Origin of the sequence: Paracoccus sp. SJTW-4 (assembly GCF_047716885.1) — a bacterium.
Taxonomy (GTDB): Bacteria; Pseudomonadota; Alphaproteobacteria; order Rhodobacterales; family Rhodobacteraceae; genus Paracoccus; species Paracoccus solventivorans.
In genome coordinates this window covers 359,835-377,809 of record NZ_CP136681.1, presented here as the reverse complement: position 1 = coordinate 377,809, position 17,975 = coordinate 359,835, and the positions used below count along the sequence as shown (strand labels likewise).

Genomic DNA, 17,975 nt, shown 5'->3' with positions numbered 1-17,975 from the left:
TCCTCATGCCACCTTCAGGCCCAGGTCGATGCGCGCGCGGAACACCAGATCCACGCGGCGCCCTGCGCCCACCCCGGCCCGGCGCGCCCGGGCGCGCAGGAACCACAATCCGACCAGATGCCCGTCCCACAGCGCCAGCGCCCCATCCTCGAGCGCCGCCACCACCGCCGCCGCCGCGGCCTTTACGGGCGCAAAACCGCCCGTATCCTCGGCCCCCGACAGGACCGAGACGGTGAAATCATGCCGCGCGCCGCCGCCGGTCATGTCACCCGCATCCGCCACATCCTCGGGGCCGATCGCGACATGGGTCCCGGCCGGCGGGCTGACCGGCAGCGCGTCATAGATCGCGTCCCCCACCAGCGCCGCCAGCGCCTCGCTGTCGCGCAGCGCCCGATAGACGGCCGCCTGCAATTCTGCTGACACATGAAAATTCATGCCACCCTCACCTCTCTGGCCAGACAGTCGAGCCACAACCCCGCGGCATCCGCCTCGGCCACGGCGTCGATGCGAAACACCCGCGCCCCCATGCGGAACCGCTGTTCCGGCCGAGGGCGCCGCGGATCACCCTCGCGTGTGGCGCGCAAGGTAATGCGCCAGCGCACCACGCTTTCGGCGCCGACCTCGCCCGCGCGCTCTGCTCCCGTTCCCGCCTGCATCCGGGCATGGACGATGCCCAGCGCGTGCCAGACCATCCGATAGCCGCCCATGCCGTCGGCTACCCGCTCGGGCGTCTCCAGCATCAGCGGATGCAGCATCCTGGGCGCGCTCATGCCCGCCTCCCGAAGCCGCCGCGCCCGGCCAGGGTGCGCACCGCGCGCCAGCGGTCGATCAGCGCGCTGACCCCATGCGGCAGCGCCAGCTGGCTGCCGTCAAAGCCGCGGTCCTCGTAGTAGCGGGCGGCCAGCATCATCACCGCCTGCGCCAGATCGGCGGGCACCTGGTCCCAGCCGGTCCCGAAGCCGGCGGTAAAGCGCACGGTGACATGCCCGCCCACGGGGACCGAGGGCAGGCTGCCCGCCACCGGCGCCAGCACCGGACGCTGGTTGTCCGGCACCAGCCGCCAGCGCCCGGGCGGGACCTGCGTCACCACCCCCGCCGCGTCGGTCAGCTCGACCGTCTCGACCGACAGCGCCGGGGCCAGCGGCAAGGGCTGGCCCATCGGGTCGCGCCAGTCCTCCAGCCGCAGCCGGAACACCCGCGTCAGCAGCACCTTCCCGGTGCGCGCCTCGACGGTGGCGATGGCGGCGCGCAGGAACCCCGCCAGCGCCGCATCCTCGGTCGCATCCTCGACCAGCTCGAACCCCGACCCCATCCGCAGGTGATTGCGCAACCCGGCAACCGGCAGCGCCGCCTGTGCCGGAGCGGTTTCCTCGACGAGCAACATTCCTGAAACCTCCCGTTCCGAAAGCAGCTGCTGGTGAAAGCTGTCGGGGCCGCGGCGCGCCCGCCGGCCACGGCGCGCGCGGACAGTGGATCAGCCACCGTCTCCGGCGACCGGCACCGCGGCCCCTGCCTCGCCACGATCAGGCGGCGAAGTTCAGCAGCTTCACGGCCCGGGTATCGACCACGCCGCCGCCGACGCGCTTGGTCGCATAGAACAGCACATGCGGCTTGGCCGAATAGGGGTCGCGCAGGATGCGCAGCTCGGGGCGCTCGGCCACGGTATAGGCGCGGCGGAAATCGCCGAAGGCCACCGACTTGGACCCGGCGGCGGGGTTGGGCATGTCCTCGCAGATCAGCACCGGATAGCCCAGCAGCCGCGCCGGCTCGCCCGCGGCCAGCCCGTCCGACCACAGATAGCGCCCGTCGCCGTCGCGCATCCGCCGGATCATCCCGGCCACGCGGCTGTTCATCAGGAACGAGGCATTGGCCCGGTAGCCCGCCCCCAGCGCATAGACCAGCTCGATCAGCGCATTCGCCGGCGCGGTGCCGGCGAAATCGCCCGCGGCGCCGGTGTTGATCAGCCCGATATCGCCGTCGGTGACGGTGGCGTTGGGCGCGCTGGGATAGTTCAGCAGCCCCCGCGGCTTGTCCATGCCGTTGCCGGTGATGAAGGCCGCCGATTCCGCACGCGCGAATTTTTCGGCGATGCGCTCGGCCAGCCAGCTTTCCAGGTCGAACGACGCATCGTCCAGCAGCCGCTGCGTGGCCTTGGGCATCGCCGCCAGCTCATGCAGCGGGATCGAGATGCGCTCGACCTGCGGGGTATCGGTCTCGGCGGTGGCCACGGTCTCGCTGGCCCAGCCGGCGCCGATGTCCGAGCGATCCGCCAGAACCTCATAGGCCGCCGATTCCACCTGCACCACCGTGGCCAGCGCCCGCAGCGAGCCCGCCCCCCGCAGCGCCTCCTGCACGGTGTCGGAAATCACCGGCGCCGCCAGATAGCCGCCGTCGGTCCCCGACGCCATGGCCTTTTCCTCGACCGCCAGCCCGCGCAGCCCGGCGTCGTCGCCGCGGCGCAGATAGGCGGCAAAGGCTTTCTGATGCGGCGCCTCGATCTCGGCGGCCTGCGAAAGCGGCGAACGACCCCGAAGGGCGGTCTTGCGGTCCAGCATGGTCATGCGTCTGTCCTGTGCTTGCAGTTTCTGTTCGATCGTCTCGCGAAAGCCCTTGAGTTCACTGACGAACTCGGCCATCGCGTCCTCCACGCCGGCCGGCATGGCCCCGGCAGCGGCCCCGGCCCCTGCGGCCTTAACCTCGGTCATCGCCGTCTCTCCTCATCTGAAAAAGGCGGCCGCCCCAAGGGAACGCCGCCTGCCGTCGGCGGAACTCGGGCCCCGCCGCATCCTCTCTGCCCCGCAGCCGACAAGCCGCAGAAAGCATCTTCTGTCTGAAAATATCCTGGGGGAGTCCCGGCACGGGACGGGGGCAAAGCCCCCTACCGCCCCGCGCGCAAAACCTCCGCCGCCGCCCGCAGTACCCCCGCCAGACCCCCGGCCAGCTCACTCCGGGACTTCCGCCCCAGCTTCGCCTCGCGCAGCATCGGGAAGGTGACCAGCGACACCTCCCACAGATCGACCTCGGTCAGCACCCGCCGCCCGTGGCCATCGCGCTCGGCCCGCAGGGTGCGATAGCCGATCGACAGCCCGTCGATGGCGCCCGCCGCGACCAGCGCCGCCGCCTCGCGCGCCCGCGCCACCTCGGGCAACAGCCGCCCGCGCACCCACAGCCCGCGGCTGTCCTCGCGGATCTCCTCCCACACGCCGATCGGGTGGGCGGGGTCGTGCTGCCACAGCATCCGCACCCGGTCACCCCGCGCCGCGATTCGCGCAAGGCTGCCCGCATAGGCCCCCGCCGCGATCACGTCGCCCCCTTGGTCCGCGATCCCGAACAGGCTCGCATAACCCTCGATCACGCAGCCCGCCGCGCCGGTCTCGGCCTGCAAGGGCAGCCCACCCGCGAATTTCAGTTCCAACCCCGGATCATCCATTCCGTTCTCCCTCATCCCTTCGGCGCGAATTGCAGGATCGACTGCACCGCCTGGGTCAGGATCACCGCGACCACGCCATAGACGGTCATCCACAGCCGCCGCTCCAGCCCCTCGATCAGCGCCTCGATCCGTTCCAGCCGCCGGTCCACCTGCCCGAATTGCAGCGCCATGATCCGCTCTTGCGCCTCAAGCTTCTGCTCATGCCAGATCCCCGGCCGGTCGACGAACTTCGACCCTTCCATCCTAGCCCCCCGCGGGATCGGCCGCGGCCAGCGGCGGCAGCCCCAGCGCCGCGCGCTTCTCGGCCTCGGTCAGGAACCCCGCCGCGCCGACCCGCCGCCAGTGCTGGTCGCGCTCTTCCGCCAGCGCCGGGATCTGGTCCAGGTCCGGGCGCAGGTCGATCTCGGCCCCCAGATGCTCGCTCAGCCACCAGCCGATCCCCGCCGCGACCCGCGTCGCCAGCGGCAGCACGGTCAGCCGATAGAACGCCCGGTGCGCCTCGGCATAATTGGCATAGGTCGCCTCGCCGGGGATCCCGATCAGCATCGGCGGCACCCCGAAGGCCATGGCGATCTCCCGCGCCGCCGCCAGCTTGGTCTGGTGAAACTCCATGTCCGAGGGCGAGAATCCCATCGGCTTCCAGTCGAGCCCCCCTTCCAGCAGCATCGGCCGCCCGGCGTTGCGCGCGCCCTGATGGTGACTCTCCATCTCGCCGACCAGCCGGTCGTATTGCTCGGGGCTCAGCACCCCCTGCCCGTCCGCCCCCTTGTAGATGATCGCGCCACTGGGCCGTGCCGCATTGTCCAGCAGCGCCCGCGACCAGCTGCTGGCCGAGTTATGCACCTCGACCGCCACCTGCGCCGCCTGCATCGGCGACATCCCGTAATGGTCGTCCGAGGGGTGAAAGCTGCGGATATGGCAGATCGGATCGGGACTGCCGGTCATGTCGAAGCGATGCTTGCGCCCGCCCACCACATATTCATAGGCCACCGGCCAGCCATCCGCCCCGGGAACCACGCTCACCCGGTCGGATCGCAGCACATGCAGCTCGGCGGGCAGGCCCGAGTCGCTCACATCCACCGCCTCCAGATAGCCATTGCCGGTCAGCAGCACCTGCCCGAACAGCGCCTCGAACAACTCGGCGCGGCCCTGCGCCGGATTGGGGCGCCGCATCAGGTCCAGCACCGGATGAACCTCATAGCGCCGCTCGGCGTCCTGACAGACCAGCGGCACCGCCGCCGCGGCCTCGGCGATCAGCTTGACCGCCCGGAACCCCACCGGGTTGCCCAGAAACCCCGACCGGGTCAGCCCCCCGGTATCGCGGCCGCCCCACAGCGCCCGCCCCGATCCTTGCGCCGCGGCCGCCACCCGCCCGGCCGCACTCGCCTTGACCTCGGGCACCGCCACCACCGCCGCCACCGGCACCGGCATCGCCTCGACCTCACCCACCGCCCGCGGCGGCGCGTTCCCGACATCCCGCGGCCCACGCCGCCCGAACCACCGCATCGCCATGCGTACCTCCTGTCCATGAAAAAGGGCCGCCCCCCAAGACTACCCCACCGCTTCCCGCTTCTTTCTGGCCCCAATACCCCCCGCGACCGCACCGCAGCCGCCGCCTACAGCCCCCGAACCTGAGGCCGCCGGTAATGCGCCGCGGGCTCGATCATCAGCTCGTGGATCGCCCAGACCAGCGCATCCAGCCGGTCGGGGCTACCCCGCCCGATGAGCCCGCGCACCGTCATCCGGCACAGCTGGTCCTCCAAAGCGCCCAGCCCGCGCAGATGCCGCACCCGGCCCTGCTCGTACAGCGCCGCCACCGGCTCGGCCCGCAGGCCCTTGCCGCGCCCGGCCCGCAGCGCCCGGAACGGGACCAGAGGGTCCAGCTGCCGGATCACGCTTTCCACCAGATCGCCGCCCTGGTTGACCTCCGCCACCAGCCGCTCGGCCCCGTGCCGCGCCATGGCGGCGATCGCCGCCCGCGCCCAGTCCACCGGCCCGCCGCGGACGCTGGCATCCTCCAGCACATAGGCCCGCCACTCCTGCGGCGGCCCCTCGCAGACCACCCCCGCCACCACGATCCCGCATTCGTCGCTGCCCGCGCCGCCGGTGACCGACGGGTCCACCGCCACCACCACCCGGTCGAGCGGGGGCGCTTCCTCCACCCGGCACCCCTCCAACATCGCGGTGGTCCACAGCGCGCCCTCGACATCCTCGAGCAGCACCCCCTCCAGCTCCTGCCGGCCCAGCCGCGTGCCGGCATAGCGTGCCTGCACCTCGGCCAGGAAGCTCTCGGCCAGATAGGCCCGGTTCGCATCCGTCGGCGCGTGCGTCACCACCGTCGACGGGTTGCGCAGGATCGCCTTCAGCACGCCCACGTTGCGCGGAGTCGTCGTCACCACCTGCTGCGGATGCTCGCCCAGCCGCAGCGCGAATTGCAGCATGTCCCAGCTTTCCTCGGCCTTCTTCCACTTGGCCAGCTCGTCCACCCAGGCCGCGTCGAACTGCGGCCCCCGCAGCGCCTCCGGCTCATGCGCCGAATAGACCGTCGCGGTCGCGCCGTTCGGCCAGAGCAGCCGCCGCCGCCCCGCCTCCCACACCGGACGCCGGTCGGGCGGCGAACAGGCAAGGATGCCGCTGTCCCCCATCACCATCACGTCGCGCCCCTGGTCGAAGGTCTCGGCCACCAGCGCCACCCGCCGCGCCCGCCCCGGCGCATCCGGGCTCGCGCCCTCGACCTGCGCGCGCACCCACTCGGCTCCGGCGCGGGTCTTGCCCGCTCCGCGCCCGCCCATGATCACCCAGGACTTCCAGTCGCCCGCGGGCGGCAGCTGATGCGGCAGCGCCCAGAACTCGAACAGCCACGGCAGGCTGGCCAGCGCATTGTCCGACAGCCCGCCGATGAACTCGTCGACCTCAGCCTGCCCGGCGCAGGCAAGCCAGGCGGCGCCCGATCTCGTCTCGTGCGGCGGCAAGGTCAAGGCCGCCCGCTCCGGCCTGACCGCCGATTTCCTTGCGAAGCTTGTCAACTCGGTTCCTTTCCTCCAGCACCAGCTGCGTCGCGGCCCGCAGGTCGCGCACCAGCTTCGCCGCTTCCCTGACCTCGCCGGACAGCTCGCCGGGCTCTGCCGCCGCGCCCTCCTTCAGCCCGGCCCGCAGCCCGACCCTCAGCCGGTGCAGCTCCTCGGCCAGCTCGCGAAACATCTCGCCCGCCACGTCGATCGCCTGCCCCGGCTCCAGCCCGGCGGCGCCGCCGTCCCTTGCGGAAACGAACGGCCCCTCCGGTGCGCCCCCCGGCTCGAAACTCATGTCCATTTATGTGATGCCCTGCCCTCGGTGCCTGTCCGCACGAGCGAGAAACGAAAAAACGGCCGAAGGTCACCGACCCGGCCGCTTGCCCATCTCTCCCAGCATGTCGGAATGTGTATCCGAGCCCGTTCGCAAAGTCAATCCGCAACAGCGGGCGAAATCGCGATCCTCACAAATTAACCAAGTAAAATCAATCTGTTACGAGACGCAACACTCCACCGCCCCGCACGCAACACCCCCCCGAAACCATCCTCCCCGAGACCCACTTTAATCCCGAAAAACCCACACCTACGAGATTCGGGCGGTCCCAAATATCCCGGGGTCCGGGGCAGAGCCCCGGTCCGACCGCGCAACCCTCAGTCCGTCTGGACCGGAGCCTCCACCTCGCCCCGCGCCCGCTCGATCTCGCGCCAGCGGGCGACATTGGCGTTGTGTTCTTCCAGCGTGCGGGCGAAGGCGTGCCCGCCCGAGCCGTCGGCCACGAAATACAGGTAATCGCTGTCGGCCGGGTTCAGCGCCGCCTCGATCGCCGCCCGTCCCGGGTTGGCGATGGGGGTGGGGGGCAGCCCGGCGATCAGATAGGTGTTATAGGGCGTGCGCCGGTCCAATTCAGAGCGCCGCAGCCCGCGGTCCAGAACCTCGCGGCCGTTGGTCACCCCATAGATCACCGTCGGGTCGGTCTGCAGCCGCATCCCCTCGCGCAGCCGGTTGACGAACACCGCCGCGACGGTGGTGCGCTCCTCGGGGACGCCGGTTTCCTTCTCGACGATCGAGGCCATGGTCAGCGCCTCTTCCCGCGTCTGATAAGGCAGCCCGAAGGGCCGCGCCTCCCAGGCGGCGGCGAGGATCGCGTCCTGCGCCGCCCGCATCCGGTCCAGCAACTCGCGGCGGTTGGCGCCGCGGCCGACCTCGTAGGTGTCGGGGGCCAGCGTGCCCTCGGGCGGCATCGGGCCGGTGGTGCCCTCAAGGAAGGGCGCCTGTTTCAGCCCCTCGACCACCTGCCAGGCGGTGGTGCCCTCGGCTACCGCGACGCGCAGCCGCGCGCCGGGCTTGTCGACCGCCTGTTCCAGCGCCTCGGGCAGCTCGCCGGTGGCGGGATCGTGGCGGATCCGGTCCTCGTAGCGGCCGTTTTCCGGGTTCAGGTCGCGCAGCACCACGGTGTTTGCCCGCACGCCGACGCGAAAGATCACCTCGGTGCCGCAGGTGGACGGCCCGCCGGCGGTGATCACATCGACCACATCTTCCATGCTGGCGTGCGGCGGCACCAGATAGCTGCCGAACTTCAGTTGCCCGGCCTTGCCGGCGTAATCGGCGCCGGTGCGCATGATATAGGGGGAGGTAATCACCCCTTGCGCCTCAAGCTGCTTGCTCACCTCGTTCAGCCGCGCGCCTTGCGGGATCTCGACGCATTGCGCCACCTCGCTGGGGCCGGGCGCCTGATACTGGTTGCGGCCCCAGGCCACCGCCACCGCGACCGCCACCAGGATGACGATCAGCAGCGTCAGCGCGTTCGAGGCGATGGCCCGCCACATCAGTCGCGGACCTTGCCGATCACCAGCGTGGCATTGGTGCCGCCAAAGCCGAAGCTGTTGGACAGCGCCACCTCGATCTTGCGACGCACGGCAGCGTTGGCGGCCAGGTCGATGGCGGTCTCGCGCTGCGGGTCGTCCAGGTTCAGCGTCGGCGGCGCGATCTGGTCGCGCACCGCCAGCGTGCAGAAGATCGCCTCGACCGCCCCCGCCGCGCCCAGCAGATGCCCGATGGACGACTTAGTGGACGACATGGTGACGTTGCCGGCGTGATCGCCCAGCAGCCGCTCGACCGCGCCCAGCTCGATCACGTCGGCCATGGTCGAGGTGCCATGCGCGTTGATGTAGTCGATGGCCGAGGGTTCCAGCCCCGCCCGCTTCAGCGCCGCCGCCATCGAGCGGAAACCGCCGTCGCCGTCCTCGCTGGGGGCGGTGATGTGATAGGCGTCGCCCGACAGCCCATAGCCCAGGATCTCGGCATAGATCTTGGCGCCGCGGGCGCGGGCGTGCTCGTATTCCTCAAGCACCATCACCCCGGCACCCTCGCCCATGACAAAACCGTCGCGGTCCTTGTCCCAGGGTCGGCTGGCGGCCTTGGGGTCGTTGTCGCGCTTGGTGGACAGGGCCTTGCAGGCGTTGAATCCGGCGATGCCCAGTTCGGAGATCGGCGATTCCGTGCCGCCCGCGACCATCACGTCGGCATCGCCCACCGCGATCAGCCGCGCCGCGTCGCCGATGGCATGGGCGCCGGTGGAACACGCCGTCACCACCGCATGGTTCGGCCCCTTGAACCCGTAGCGGATCGAGACCTGCCCGCTGGCCAGGTTGATCAGCGCGCCGGGGATGAAAAACGGCGACACCCGCTTGGGCCCCTTTTCCTTCAGCAGCACCGCGGCATCGGCGATGGTGGTCAGCCCGCCGATGCCCGAGCCGATCATCACCCCGGTGCGCTCGCGCTGCTCGTCGGTCTGCGGCACCCAGCCGGAATCCTCGACCGCCTGCGCGGCGGCGGCCATCCCGTACAGGATGAAGTCGTCGACCTTGCGGCGGTCCTTGGGCTCCATCCAGTCGTCGGGATTGAACGTCCCGCCGCTGCCGTCCCCGAACGGGATCTCGCAGGCGTATTTCGTCACCACGTCGGACGCATCGAACCGGGTGATCGGTCCGGCCCCGGATTGCCCGTCCAGCAGCCGCGCCCAGGTCTCCTCGACCCCGCAGGCCAGCGGTGTGACCATTCCCAGTCCGGTAACGACAACCCTGCGCATTCGCGATCCTTCCCCGACACATTCTTGCGGGCTGAATACACGCGCCCCCCCGCGCGCGCAACGCAGGCGAGAACCACGGGCGCGCGGTTTTGCCACATCCGGCGGCGGTTCGGGGCTCTGCGTTGCTTTTTCGGAACTTTTCTGCCCCTAATCCGGTTGACCGTCCGCCATTAAAATCGCATCTGCCGCCACTTGCACAGACACCGCCCTCCTCCCAACCTGAAACTGCCCGCCCCGGCGGGGATTCGCGGCTGAACCGCGGACCCGGCCTTCCGATCCCGCCGACCCCGACCGCCGAACAAGGGAAACCGCCCGATGAGCATCGAAACCCAGACCCGCGCCGAGGCCACCCTGCCCGAGCTTCAGGCGGTCACCTCCGTCGTGCTGCCCGAACCGGCGGCCGAGGTGGTGCCGCTGGAACAGGCCCCCGCCCCGGTGGCCGAGGAAATCCGCCGCCGCATGGACGAAATCGACCTGCGCGACACCGGCTCGGTGGTGCATTTCGGCTCGCGCGCGCAGGCGGGGTTGCAGGAAATCAGCCAGGCGATGCTGGCCGACGTCAAGAACAAGGACGTGGGCCCCGCCGGCGATTCCCTGCGCGACATCGTGACCACGATCCGCGGCTTCTCGATCAGCGAACTCGACGTGCGCCGCGAACGCAGCTGGTGGGAAAAACTGCTGGGCCGCTCGGCCCCCTTCGCCAAGTTCGTGGCCAATTACGAACAGGTGCAGGGCCAGATCGACAAGATCACCAGCGACCTCGAAAGCCACCAGCACACGCTGCTGAAGGACATCAAGTCGCTGGACGTGCTCTATGAACGCACGCTGGATTTCTACGACGAACTCGCGCTCTACATCGCCGCGGGCGAGGAAAAGCTGCACGAGCTGGACACCAGGACCATCCCCGCGAAAGAGGCCGAGGTGCAGGCCTCGAGCACCGACGGCGACGTGATCGAGGCCCAGCAGCTGCGCGACCTGCGCGCCATGCGCGACGATCTGGAGCGCCGGGTCCACGACCTCAAGTTGACCCGGCAGGTGACCATGCAGTCGCTGCCCTCGATCCGGCTGGTGCAGGAAAACGACAAGTCGCTGGTCACCAAGATCAGCTCGACGCTGGTGAACACGGTGCCGCTGTGGGAAACCCAGCTGGCGCAGGCGGTGACCATCCAGCGCGGCGCACAGGCGGCGCAGGCGGTCAAGCAGGCCAGCGACCTGACCAACGACCTGCTGACCGCGAACGTGAAAAACCTGCGCGAGGCCAACGCCCGCATCCGCACCGAAATGGAACGCGGCGTCTTCGACATCGAATCGGTGCGCACCGCCAACGCCGAGCTGATCGCCACCATCGAGGACAGCTTGCGCATCGCCGACGAGGGCAAGGCGCGGCGCGCCGCCGCCGAGCTGGACCTGCAGAAGATGGAAAGCGACCTGCGCCAGACGCTCGCCGCCTCGCGCGCCCGCGCCACGCTGCCGCCCGGCACCGCTGCCGACATGGGCGCCGACATGGGCGCGGCAAGGATGGCCCCGCGGGGCTGATCCCCCGCGCGCGCCCTTCCAGTCGGCCAGCCGCCCACCCCCGAACGCCCATCACACGGGACCCGACCATCGTGACCGACAGCACGGACATCGCCTGCGCCACCCCGCCACGGGGTTGGCGACCGGCAGCCCTGGCGGCACTGGCCGGGGCGCTGGCGCTGGCCGCCTGCGCCCCCGATCCGGCCCCGGCGCCGCTGCCGGCGCCGCGCCCCTCGGCGGTCCCCGCGCCCGAGCCGCGGCCCGACGACCTCGCTCAGATGCGCCGCGACCGCGCGCAGGCCGCGCGCGAGGCCGCCGGCCACGCCCCCGGCCCCGCCAGCCTCACCATGGCGCAATACATGGGCAACGTGCAGGACGCGCTGCTCGCCCGCGGGCTGCTGCGCCCCGGCGCCGACGGCATCCCCCCCGCCAGCGCCGCGCAGCTGACCGAGGATTTCATCCAGATCGCGCTCCACGACGAATATATCCGCCGCAACGGCCGGCTGGTGCCGGAATCCCGCCCGGCGCCGCTGCGCCGCTGGGAACGCCCGGTCCGCGTGGTGACCGAGTTCGGCGATTCGGTCCCCCCCGCCACCCGCATCCGCGATCGCAACGACATCGCCGACTATGTGCAGCGGCTGTCGCGGGTCACCGGCCACCCCATCGCCATGACCGCCGAGACCGGCAATTTCGTGGTGCTGCTGCTGGCCGAGGACGAACGCCGCGCCATCGGCCCGCGGCTCGCGCAGCTCATCCCCGGCATCCCCGCCGCAGATATCCTGGCAATCCAGGGGCTTGCGCCGCAGAATTACTGCACCGTCTTCGCCTATTCCCCCGGCCCCGGTCAGCCCTATTCCAACGCCGTCGCGGTGATCCGCGCCGAACTGCCCGACCGGCTGCGGCTCAGCTGCATCCACGAGGAACTGGCCCAGGGCCTCGGCCTTGCCAACGACAGCCCCGACGTGCGCCCCTCGATCTTCAACGACGACGAGGAGTTCGCCTTCCTCACCCCGCATGACGAGCTTTTGCTGAAGATCCTCTACGACAAGCGCCTGCGCCCCGGCATGACCGAGGCCGAGGCCCTTCCCATCGTCGCCCGCATCGCCGCCGAGCTGGCACCTTGACAAACCCCCGGCGCCGCCCGGCAATGGTCCCCGGGCCCGCACCGCGCCGCCGCCTGCATAGACCGCCTGCATAGGAGGAAGCCATGGTCCTCGATTTCCTGACCGGCGAGTTCATCGACGTCATCGAATGGGTGGACGACACCCGCGACACGATGGTCTGGCGCTACGAAACCCGCGGCCGCGCCATCAAATACGGCGCCAAGCTGACCGTGCGCGAGGGCCAGGCGGCGGTGTTCGTCCACGAAGGCCAGCTAGCCGACGTGTTTACCCCCGGGCTCTACATGCTGGAAACCAACAACCTGCCGGTGCTGACCCGGCTGCAGCACTGGGACCACGGCTTCCGCTCGCCCTTCAAGTCCGAGGTGTATTTCGTCAGCACCACCCGCTTCAACGACCTGAAATGGGGCACCCGCAACCCGGTCATCACCCGCGACCCCGAGTTCGGCCCGGTGCGGCTGCGCGCCTTCGGCACCTATTCGATGCGCGTCACCGACCCCGGCGTCTTCATGACCGAGATCGTCGGCACCGATGGCGAGTTCACCGCCGACGAGATCAGCTTCCAGCTGCGCAACGTGATCGTGCAAGAGTTCTCGCGCATGATCGCCAGCGCCGGGATCCCGGTGCTGGACATGGCCGCCAACACCGCCGACCTCGGCCGCATCGTCGCCACCGCCATCGCCCCCACCATCGCCCAATACGGGCTGACCATCCCCGAGTTCTATATCGAGAACATCAGCCTTCCCGATGAGGTCGAAAAGATGCTCGATAAGCGAACCTCTATGGGAATCGTCGGCGATCTCAACCGCTTCGGACAATATGCTCAGGCGGAATCGATGCTGAACGCGTCGACCGGCGACAACGCCATGGGCGCCGGGCTCGGCGCCGGGATGGGCGCCGCCATCGGCATGGCCGGCGCCATGCGCGGCCCCTGGGGCGCGGCCCCGCAGAATGGGGCCCCGCAGCACGATACCTCGCCGGCCGGCCCATCCTCGCCGCCGCCCCTCCACCCCGCGGCGCCCGAAGATCCGCCCTGGCATCTCGCGCTCGACGGTGCCGCCGCCGGCCCCTTCACCCGTGCCGAGCTCGAAAGGCTGCGCGACCAGGGCCGGCTGACCGCCGACACGCTGGCCTGGACCCAGGGCCAGGACGGCTGGCAGCGCGCCGGCGAGCTTCCCGCCCTCGCCCCGCTTTTCGCCGGCCTGCCGCCGCCGCTGCCGCAAGCCTGAGCCGCGCGCCCCGGGCGCTTTCATCTTGCCCGAAATATCCCGGGGTCCGGGGCTGGCCCCCGGTCCGACGGCCCACCGGACATCTGCCCCACATGCCCACCGCCCCGATCGAACACCGCTACCCCTGCGACAACTGCGGCGCCGCCCTCGCCTTTGCGCCGGGGCAGGATGCGCTGGTCTGCCCCTATTGCGGCCATATGCAGAAGATCTCGCCCGGCGCGGCCCAGGCGCCCGCCCGCCAGCACGCCGGCGGCCCCGAGGGGCAGGACGCGCTGCTTGGCACAGACGCGACCGGGCGGGCGATCCAGTGGGACGCCGGTCACAAGGCGCCGGGGCTGGACGAGATCCCGCTGGCGCGCGGGCTGCGGCTGGACGAAACCAGCGACCTTGCGGAAACGGTGCGCACGCTCTCCTGCCCGAATTGCGGCGCAAAGATCGAACAGGACAGCACACGCCACGCCAGCACCTGCCCGTTCTGCGCCACCCCGGTGGTCACCGACACCGGCGCCACCCGGCTGATCAAGCCGCAGGCAGTGCTGCCCTTCGTGCTGACCGAGGCGCAGGCCCGCGCCGCGCTCGAGGACTGGCTGCGCGGGCTGTGGTTCGCCCCCAACGGGCTGGTGCAATACGCCCGCCGCGGGCGACGGATGCAGGGGGTGTATTCGCCGTTCTGGACCTTCGACGCCGACACCCACACGCGCTATCACGGCCAGCGCGGCGATTATTATTACGAGACCATCTATGTCACGCAGGTGGTCGACGGCCGCCCGCGGCAGGTGGCGCAGCAGGTCCGGCGCACCCGCTGGACCCCGCGCTCGGGGCAGGTGGCGCGCGCCTTCGACGATGTGCTGGTGCTGGCCTCGGCCTCGCTGCCGCGCCGCTTCACCGATGCGCTGGCGCCCTGGGAGCTGTCGCACCTGACCCCCTACGACCCGCGCTACCTGTCGGGGTTTTCGGCCGAGGGCTATACCGTCCCTCTGGCCGAGGGCCACCAGATCGCCCGGCAGGAAATGGCCGCGGTGATCGCCGTGGACATCCGCCGCGACATCGGCGGCGACGAACAGCGGATCACCTCGGCCGAGACAAGGCACGAGGCCGAGACCTTCAAGCATGTCCTGCTGCCGATCTGGCTCGCCGCCTATAAGTACAACGGCCGCAGCTATCGCTTCGTGGTCAACGGGCAGTCGGGGCGGGTGCAGGGCGACCGCCCCTGGTCGGTGTGGAAGATCGCGCTGGCGGTGCTGGCGGCGCTGCTGGCCGGGGCGATGCTGATGCTGCTGAGCGAGGGCGGCGGCAGCTTCGACCTCGGCGCGGCGCCCGCCATCACTCCGATGCCCGCGGTGACCGCCGCCGCGCCCGCACCGCCATGGGCCGTCACATGACCGTGCTGTGCATGGGCGAGGCGCTGGTCGATCTGGTTCCCCGGCCCGACGGCAGCATCCGCCCGCAGCCCGGCGGCGGCGTCTGGAACACCGCGCTGGCGCTGGGGCGGCTGGGGGTGGCGACCAGCTTTGCCTGGCCGATCTCGCGCGATGCTTATGGGGCGCTGCTGCTGGGGCCGCTGGCCGCGGCGGGGGTCGAGACCTCGCTTTGCCCTCGCAGCGACCGCCCCACCGCCCTGGCGAGAATCGACCTGAACTCTGGCAATGCAGGCTATCGTTTCGACGACGAAAACTCTGCCGGACGAATGTTCGCACCCGAGCAACTGCCGCCGCTGTCGCCGGATTGCCGCGCGCTGCTGATCGGCGGCATCAGCCTGGCCGCCGAGCCCTGCGGCAGCACCGTCGAGCGGTTCGCCACCAGCGCCGCCCGCCGGGGCGTCCCGTTGATGCTCGACTCGAATATCCGCCCGCAAGCCATTCAGGACGAACCGAAATACCGCGCCCGGCTCGAGCGCCTGTTCGCCCTGTCGCATCTGGTGAAACTCTCGGCCGAGGATGCCGCCTGGCTCGCCCCCGCCATGGCGCCGGCAGAGACTGCCGGCCAAATCCTCGCCCGCGGTCCCGGCATCGTGGCGCTGACCTGCGGCGCCCACGGCGCGCTGGCCCTGACCCGGCAGCACCGCCTTTACGCTGCCGCCGTCCCGGCCACGGTGGCCGACAGCATCGGCGCCGGCGACAGCTTCAACGCCGGCTTCCTCGCCAGCCTCCTCCGCAGCAACGCCCTCGACGCCCCCGACAGCGCCGCACTCACCGCCGCCCTCGCCCTCGCCACGAAAGCGGCAGCGATCACCGTCTCCCGCCCCGGCGCCGACCCGCCCTGGGCCGACGAACTCTAACCCGGATTCGGGCGGTTCCAAATATCCCGGGAGCGTCGCGCTTGCGCGACGGGGGCAGCGCCCCCTCTACAAAAGACTCGGGGGCGCAGCCCCCTCCGCCTGAAGCCCCCGCCTACTCCAGCCGCGCCGCCGCGCGGTCCAGCCGCGCCACCGCCTCGGCGATTTCGTCGTCGGTGATGTTCAGCGGCGGCAGCAGCCGCACCACGTTGTCGGCCGCCGGCACGGTCAGCAGCTGCTCGGCATAAGCCGCCGCGACCAGTTCGGACGGCGCCACCTTGCAGCGCAGCCCCAGCAGCAGCCCCATCCCGCGCACCTCGTCGAAGACCTCGGGATGGGCGGCGACCAGCCCCTCGAGCCGCTGGCGCAGCAGCGCGGCCTTGCGGGCGACCTCGGCCAGGAACGCATCATCCGCAACAATCTCCATCACCCGCGCGCCCACCGCGCAGGCCAGCGGGTTGCCGCCATAGGTCGAGCCATGGCTGCCCGCGACCATCCCCGCGGCCGCGGCTTCGGTCGCCAGCACCGCGCCCAGCGGAAAGCCGCCGCCGATGCCCTTGGCGATCATCATGATGTCGGGGGCGATCCCGGCCCATTCATGGGCGAACAGCCGCCCCGTGCGGCCCATGCCGCTTTGCACCTCGTCCAGCACCAGCAGCGCGCCGGTGGCGTCGCACAGCTCGCGGATGCGGCGCAGGTCGGCGTCGGGCAGCACCCGGATGCCGCCCTCGCCCTGCACCGGCTCCAGCATCACCGCGGCGGTGCTGTCGGACATCGCGGCCTCCAGCGCCGCCATGTCGCCCCAGGGCAGCACCCGGAACCCCGGCATCAGCGGCCCGTAGCCCGCGGTCATCTTTTCCGACCCCGCCGCGGCGATGGCGCCGGTGGAACGGCCGTGGAACGCGCCCTCGAAGGTCAGGATCTCGATCCGCTCGGGCTGGCCCTTGCTGTGCCAGTATTTGCGCACCATCTTGATCGCCAGCTCGGCGGCCTCGGTGCCGGAATTGGTCACGAACACCGTGTCGGCAAAGGTCCTGTCCACCAGCATCTCGGCCAGCCGCTGCTGCTCGGGGATCTGGTAGAGGTTCGAGACATGCCAGATCCGCCCCGCCTGCGCGGTCAGCGCCGCCACCAGCTCGGGGTTGGCGTGCCCCAGCGCATTCACCGCGATGCCGGCGCCCAGGTCCAGGTATCGCGTGCCGTCCGTGGCGATGGCCCAGGCGCCCTCGCCACGCTCAAAGGCGATGGGCGCGCGGTTGTAGGTCGGCAGCACGGCGTCGATCATGGGTCTGTCCCTCTGGTCGGAAAGCGAAATAGGATCGGGCGGCGAAGGCCCAGGCGCGCAGCTTGCGCGCGGCGTCCGGGGAACGCATCAGCGTCGGAGACAGGGGCGAATCGTCGTCATGGGCGCAGCGTTACCAAGCCCGCCCTTCCGGTTCAACGCCCCCTGCCACCCGCTCAGGGCTTCATCCGATAGCCGGTGCGCAGCCACCACCAGCCCAGCCCGTTCACCGCCGCGACCGAGACCACGCTGACCGCCAGCCCGCGCAGAACCGGCGCATCGCCGACCCCGGCAAAGCCATAGCGCGCCCCGTCGATCAGGTAGAAGATCGGGTTCCAGTGCGACAGGGTGCGGAACGGCTCGGGCAGGGCCTGCACGGAATAGAAGGTGCCCGACAGGAACGACAGCGGCGTGACCACGAAATTGGTCAGCGTCGCCATGTGGTCGAACTTCTGCGCGATGATCCCGCCCAGGATGCCCAGCCCCCCCAGCAGCAGCGCCCCCAGCACGATATAGAGCAGCGCCAGCAGCGGATGCGCCGGGCCGTGCCCCACCACCAGCGCCAGCCCGGCCGAGATCACCGCCGCCACCATCAGCGACCGCACCAGGCTGCCGGTCAGATATCCCGCCAGGATCTCGGCCGCCGACAGCGGCGGCATCAGCGTGTCGATGATATTGCCCTGCATCTTGGCCGAGATCAGCGAGGACGAGCTGTTGGCGAACCCGGTCTGGATCACCGTCATCATCAAGATGCCGGGGCCGATGAACTCGACGAAGGGCAGGCCCATCACCTCGCCCCGCCCGCTCCCCAGCGCCACGACGAACACCACCACGAACAGCCCCGCAGTGATCAGCGGCGCCAGCACCGTCTGCTGCCACACCGACATGAAGCGCCGGATCTCGCGTTCGGCCAGCGTCGCCGTGCCCAGCCAGTTGATGCGGCCAAAGCGGCGCAGCGGCATCTGGCCATAATCGGGGGCGGCGTGGTCGGGCGTGGGGATGGGGGGCGCATCGGTGGGGGGC

Annotated in this window: 18 protein-coding genes; 5 read left to right on the top strand and 13 right to left on the bottom strand. The window is 70.7% G+C overall.

The annotated features are described in order from the left end of the window. Positions 1 to 3: 3 nt before the first annotated feature. The 11 genes from RSP45_RS01870 to fabF form a co-directional block, all read right to left on the bottom strand. Complete coding sequence (locus tag RSP45_RS01870) at positions 4 to 435, bottom strand: DUF3168 domain-containing protein (RefSeq protein ID WP_415393004.1); 432 nt, start codon at positions 433 to 435, stop codon at positions 4 to 6. Then, positions 432 to 770 (bottom strand): head-tail adaptor protein, encoded by a 339-nt coding sequence (locus RSP45_RS01865; RefSeq protein ID WP_415393003.1) that lies wholly within the window; start codon positions 768 to 770, stop codon positions 432 to 434. Before RSP45_RS01865 ends, RSP45_RS01870 begins: the two co-directional genes overlap by 4 nt. Beyond that, the gene (locus RSP45_RS01860) at positions 767 to 1,384 is read right to left on the bottom strand and encodes a head-tail connector protein (protein ID WP_415393002.1); all 618 of its coding nucleotides are present in this window, start codon (positions 1,382 to 1,384) and stop codon (positions 767 to 769) included. Before RSP45_RS01860 ends, RSP45_RS01865 begins: the two co-directional genes overlap by 4 nt. 139 nt (positions 1,385 to 1,523) lie before the next feature. After that, positions 1,524 to 2,705 carry a phage major capsid protein gene (locus tag RSP45_RS01855; protein WP_415393001.1) on the bottom strand — a complete coding sequence of 394 codons (1,182 nt, stop codon included), beginning with the start codon at positions 2,703 to 2,705 and terminating at the stop codon, positions 1,524 to 1,526. A 173-nt stretch (positions 2,706 to 2,878) separates the two neighbouring features. After that, the gene (locus RSP45_RS01850) at positions 2,879 to 3,430 is read right to left on the bottom strand and encodes an HK97 family phage prohead protease (protein WP_415393000.1); all 552 of its coding nucleotides are present in this window, start codon (positions 3,428 to 3,430) and stop codon (positions 2,879 to 2,881) included. An 11-nt stretch (positions 3,431 to 3,441) separates the two neighbouring features. Next, the gene (locus RSP45_RS01845; RefSeq protein ID WP_073065769.1) at positions 3,442 to 3,672 is read right to left on the bottom strand and encodes a GTA head formation protein, RCAP_rcc01685 family; all 231 of its coding nucleotides are present in this window, start codon (positions 3,670 to 3,672) and stop codon (positions 3,442 to 3,444) included. A gap of 1 nt (position 3,673) precedes the next feature. Continuing rightward, entirely contained in the window at positions 3,674 to 4,942 is a 1,269-nt protein-coding gene (locus tag RSP45_RS01840) for a phage portal protein (protein WP_415392999.1), read from the bottom strand. Between the two features lie 104 nt (positions 4,943 to 5,046). Continuing rightward, positions 5,047 to 6,402 carry a DNA-packaging protein gene (locus RSP45_RS01835; protein ID WP_415393973.1) on the bottom strand — a complete coding sequence of 452 codons (1,356 nt, stop codon included), beginning with the start codon at positions 6,400 to 6,402 and terminating at the stop codon, positions 5,047 to 5,049. After that, positions 6,344 to 6,742 carry a permease gene (locus tag RSP45_RS01830; RefSeq protein WP_415392998.1) on the bottom strand — a complete coding sequence of 133 codons (399 nt, stop codon included), beginning with the start codon at positions 6,740 to 6,742 and terminating at the stop codon, positions 6,344 to 6,346. The genes RSP45_RS01835 and RSP45_RS01830 overlap by 59 nt, the downstream gene beginning before the upstream one ends. A gap of 350 nt (positions 6,743 to 7,092) precedes the next feature. Continuing rightward, on the bottom strand, positions 7,093 to 8,268 hold the full coding sequence (gene mltG, locus RSP45_RS01825) for an endolytic transglycosylase MltG (protein ID WP_415392997.1): 1,176 nt from the start codon (positions 8,266 to 8,268) through the stop codon (positions 7,093 to 7,095). Next, positions 8,268 to 9,530: a beta-ketoacyl-ACP synthase II gene (gene fabF / locus RSP45_RS01820; protein WP_415392996.1), complete on the bottom strand. Its 1,263-nt coding sequence runs from the start codon at positions 9,528 to 9,530 to the stop codon at positions 8,268 to 8,270. Before fabF ends, mltG begins: the two co-directional genes overlap by 1 nt. Positions 9,531 to 9,845: 315 nt before the next feature. Here fabF and RSP45_RS01815 point away from each other — a divergent pair, with 315 nt between their 5' ends. The 5 genes from RSP45_RS01815 to RSP45_RS01795 all read left to right on the top strand — a co-directional run bounded on the left by RSP45_RS01815 (position 9,846) and on the right by RSP45_RS01795 (position 15,673). Then, positions 9,846 to 11,066 (top strand): toxic anion resistance protein, encoded by a 1,221-nt coding sequence (locus tag RSP45_RS01815; protein WP_415392995.1) that lies wholly within the window; start codon positions 9,846 to 9,848, stop codon positions 11,064 to 11,066. An 89-nt stretch (positions 11,067 to 11,155) separates the two neighbouring features. Next, entirely contained in the window at positions 11,156 to 12,169 is a 1,014-nt protein-coding gene (locus tag RSP45_RS01810) for a DUF2927 domain-containing protein (RefSeq protein WP_415393972.1), read from the top strand. A gap of 83 nt (positions 12,170 to 12,252) precedes the next feature. Then, positions 12,253 to 13,395, top strand: a complete 1,143-nt coding sequence (locus tag RSP45_RS01805; RefSeq protein WP_415392994.1) for an SPFH domain-containing protein — start codon at positions 12,253 to 12,255, stop codon at positions 13,393 to 13,395. A gap of 92 nt (positions 13,396 to 13,487) precedes the next feature. Continuing rightward, positions 13,488 to 14,777 (top strand): zinc ribbon domain-containing protein, encoded by a 1,290-nt coding sequence (locus RSP45_RS01800; RefSeq protein ID WP_415392993.1) that lies wholly within the window; start codon positions 13,488 to 13,490, stop codon positions 14,775 to 14,777. After that, a complete protein-coding gene (locus RSP45_RS01795) occupies positions 14,762 to 15,673 on the top strand; it encodes a PfkB family carbohydrate kinase (RefSeq protein ID WP_415392992.1) in 912 nt (303 codons plus the stop codon). The genes RSP45_RS01800 and RSP45_RS01795 overlap by 16 nt, the downstream gene beginning before the upstream one ends. A gap of 112 nt (positions 15,674 to 15,785) precedes the next feature. On the opposite strand, the gene RSP45_RS01790 is transcribed toward RSP45_RS01795, so the two are convergent. Both RSP45_RS01790 and RSP45_RS01785 read right to left on the bottom strand, forming a co-directional pair. Beyond that, positions 15,786 to 16,955: an aspartate aminotransferase family protein gene (locus RSP45_RS01790; RefSeq protein ID WP_415392991.1), complete on the bottom strand. Its 1,170-nt coding sequence runs from the start codon at positions 16,953 to 16,955 to the stop codon at positions 15,786 to 15,788. A gap of 173 nt (positions 16,956 to 17,128) precedes the next feature. Continuing rightward, positions 17,129 to 17,914, bottom strand: coding sequence for an ABC transporter permease (locus RSP45_RS01785; protein ID WP_415393971.1), 786 nt, complete (start codon positions 17,912 to 17,914; stop codon positions 17,129 to 17,131). Between the last annotated feature and the right edge of the window lie 61 nt (positions 17,915 to 17,975).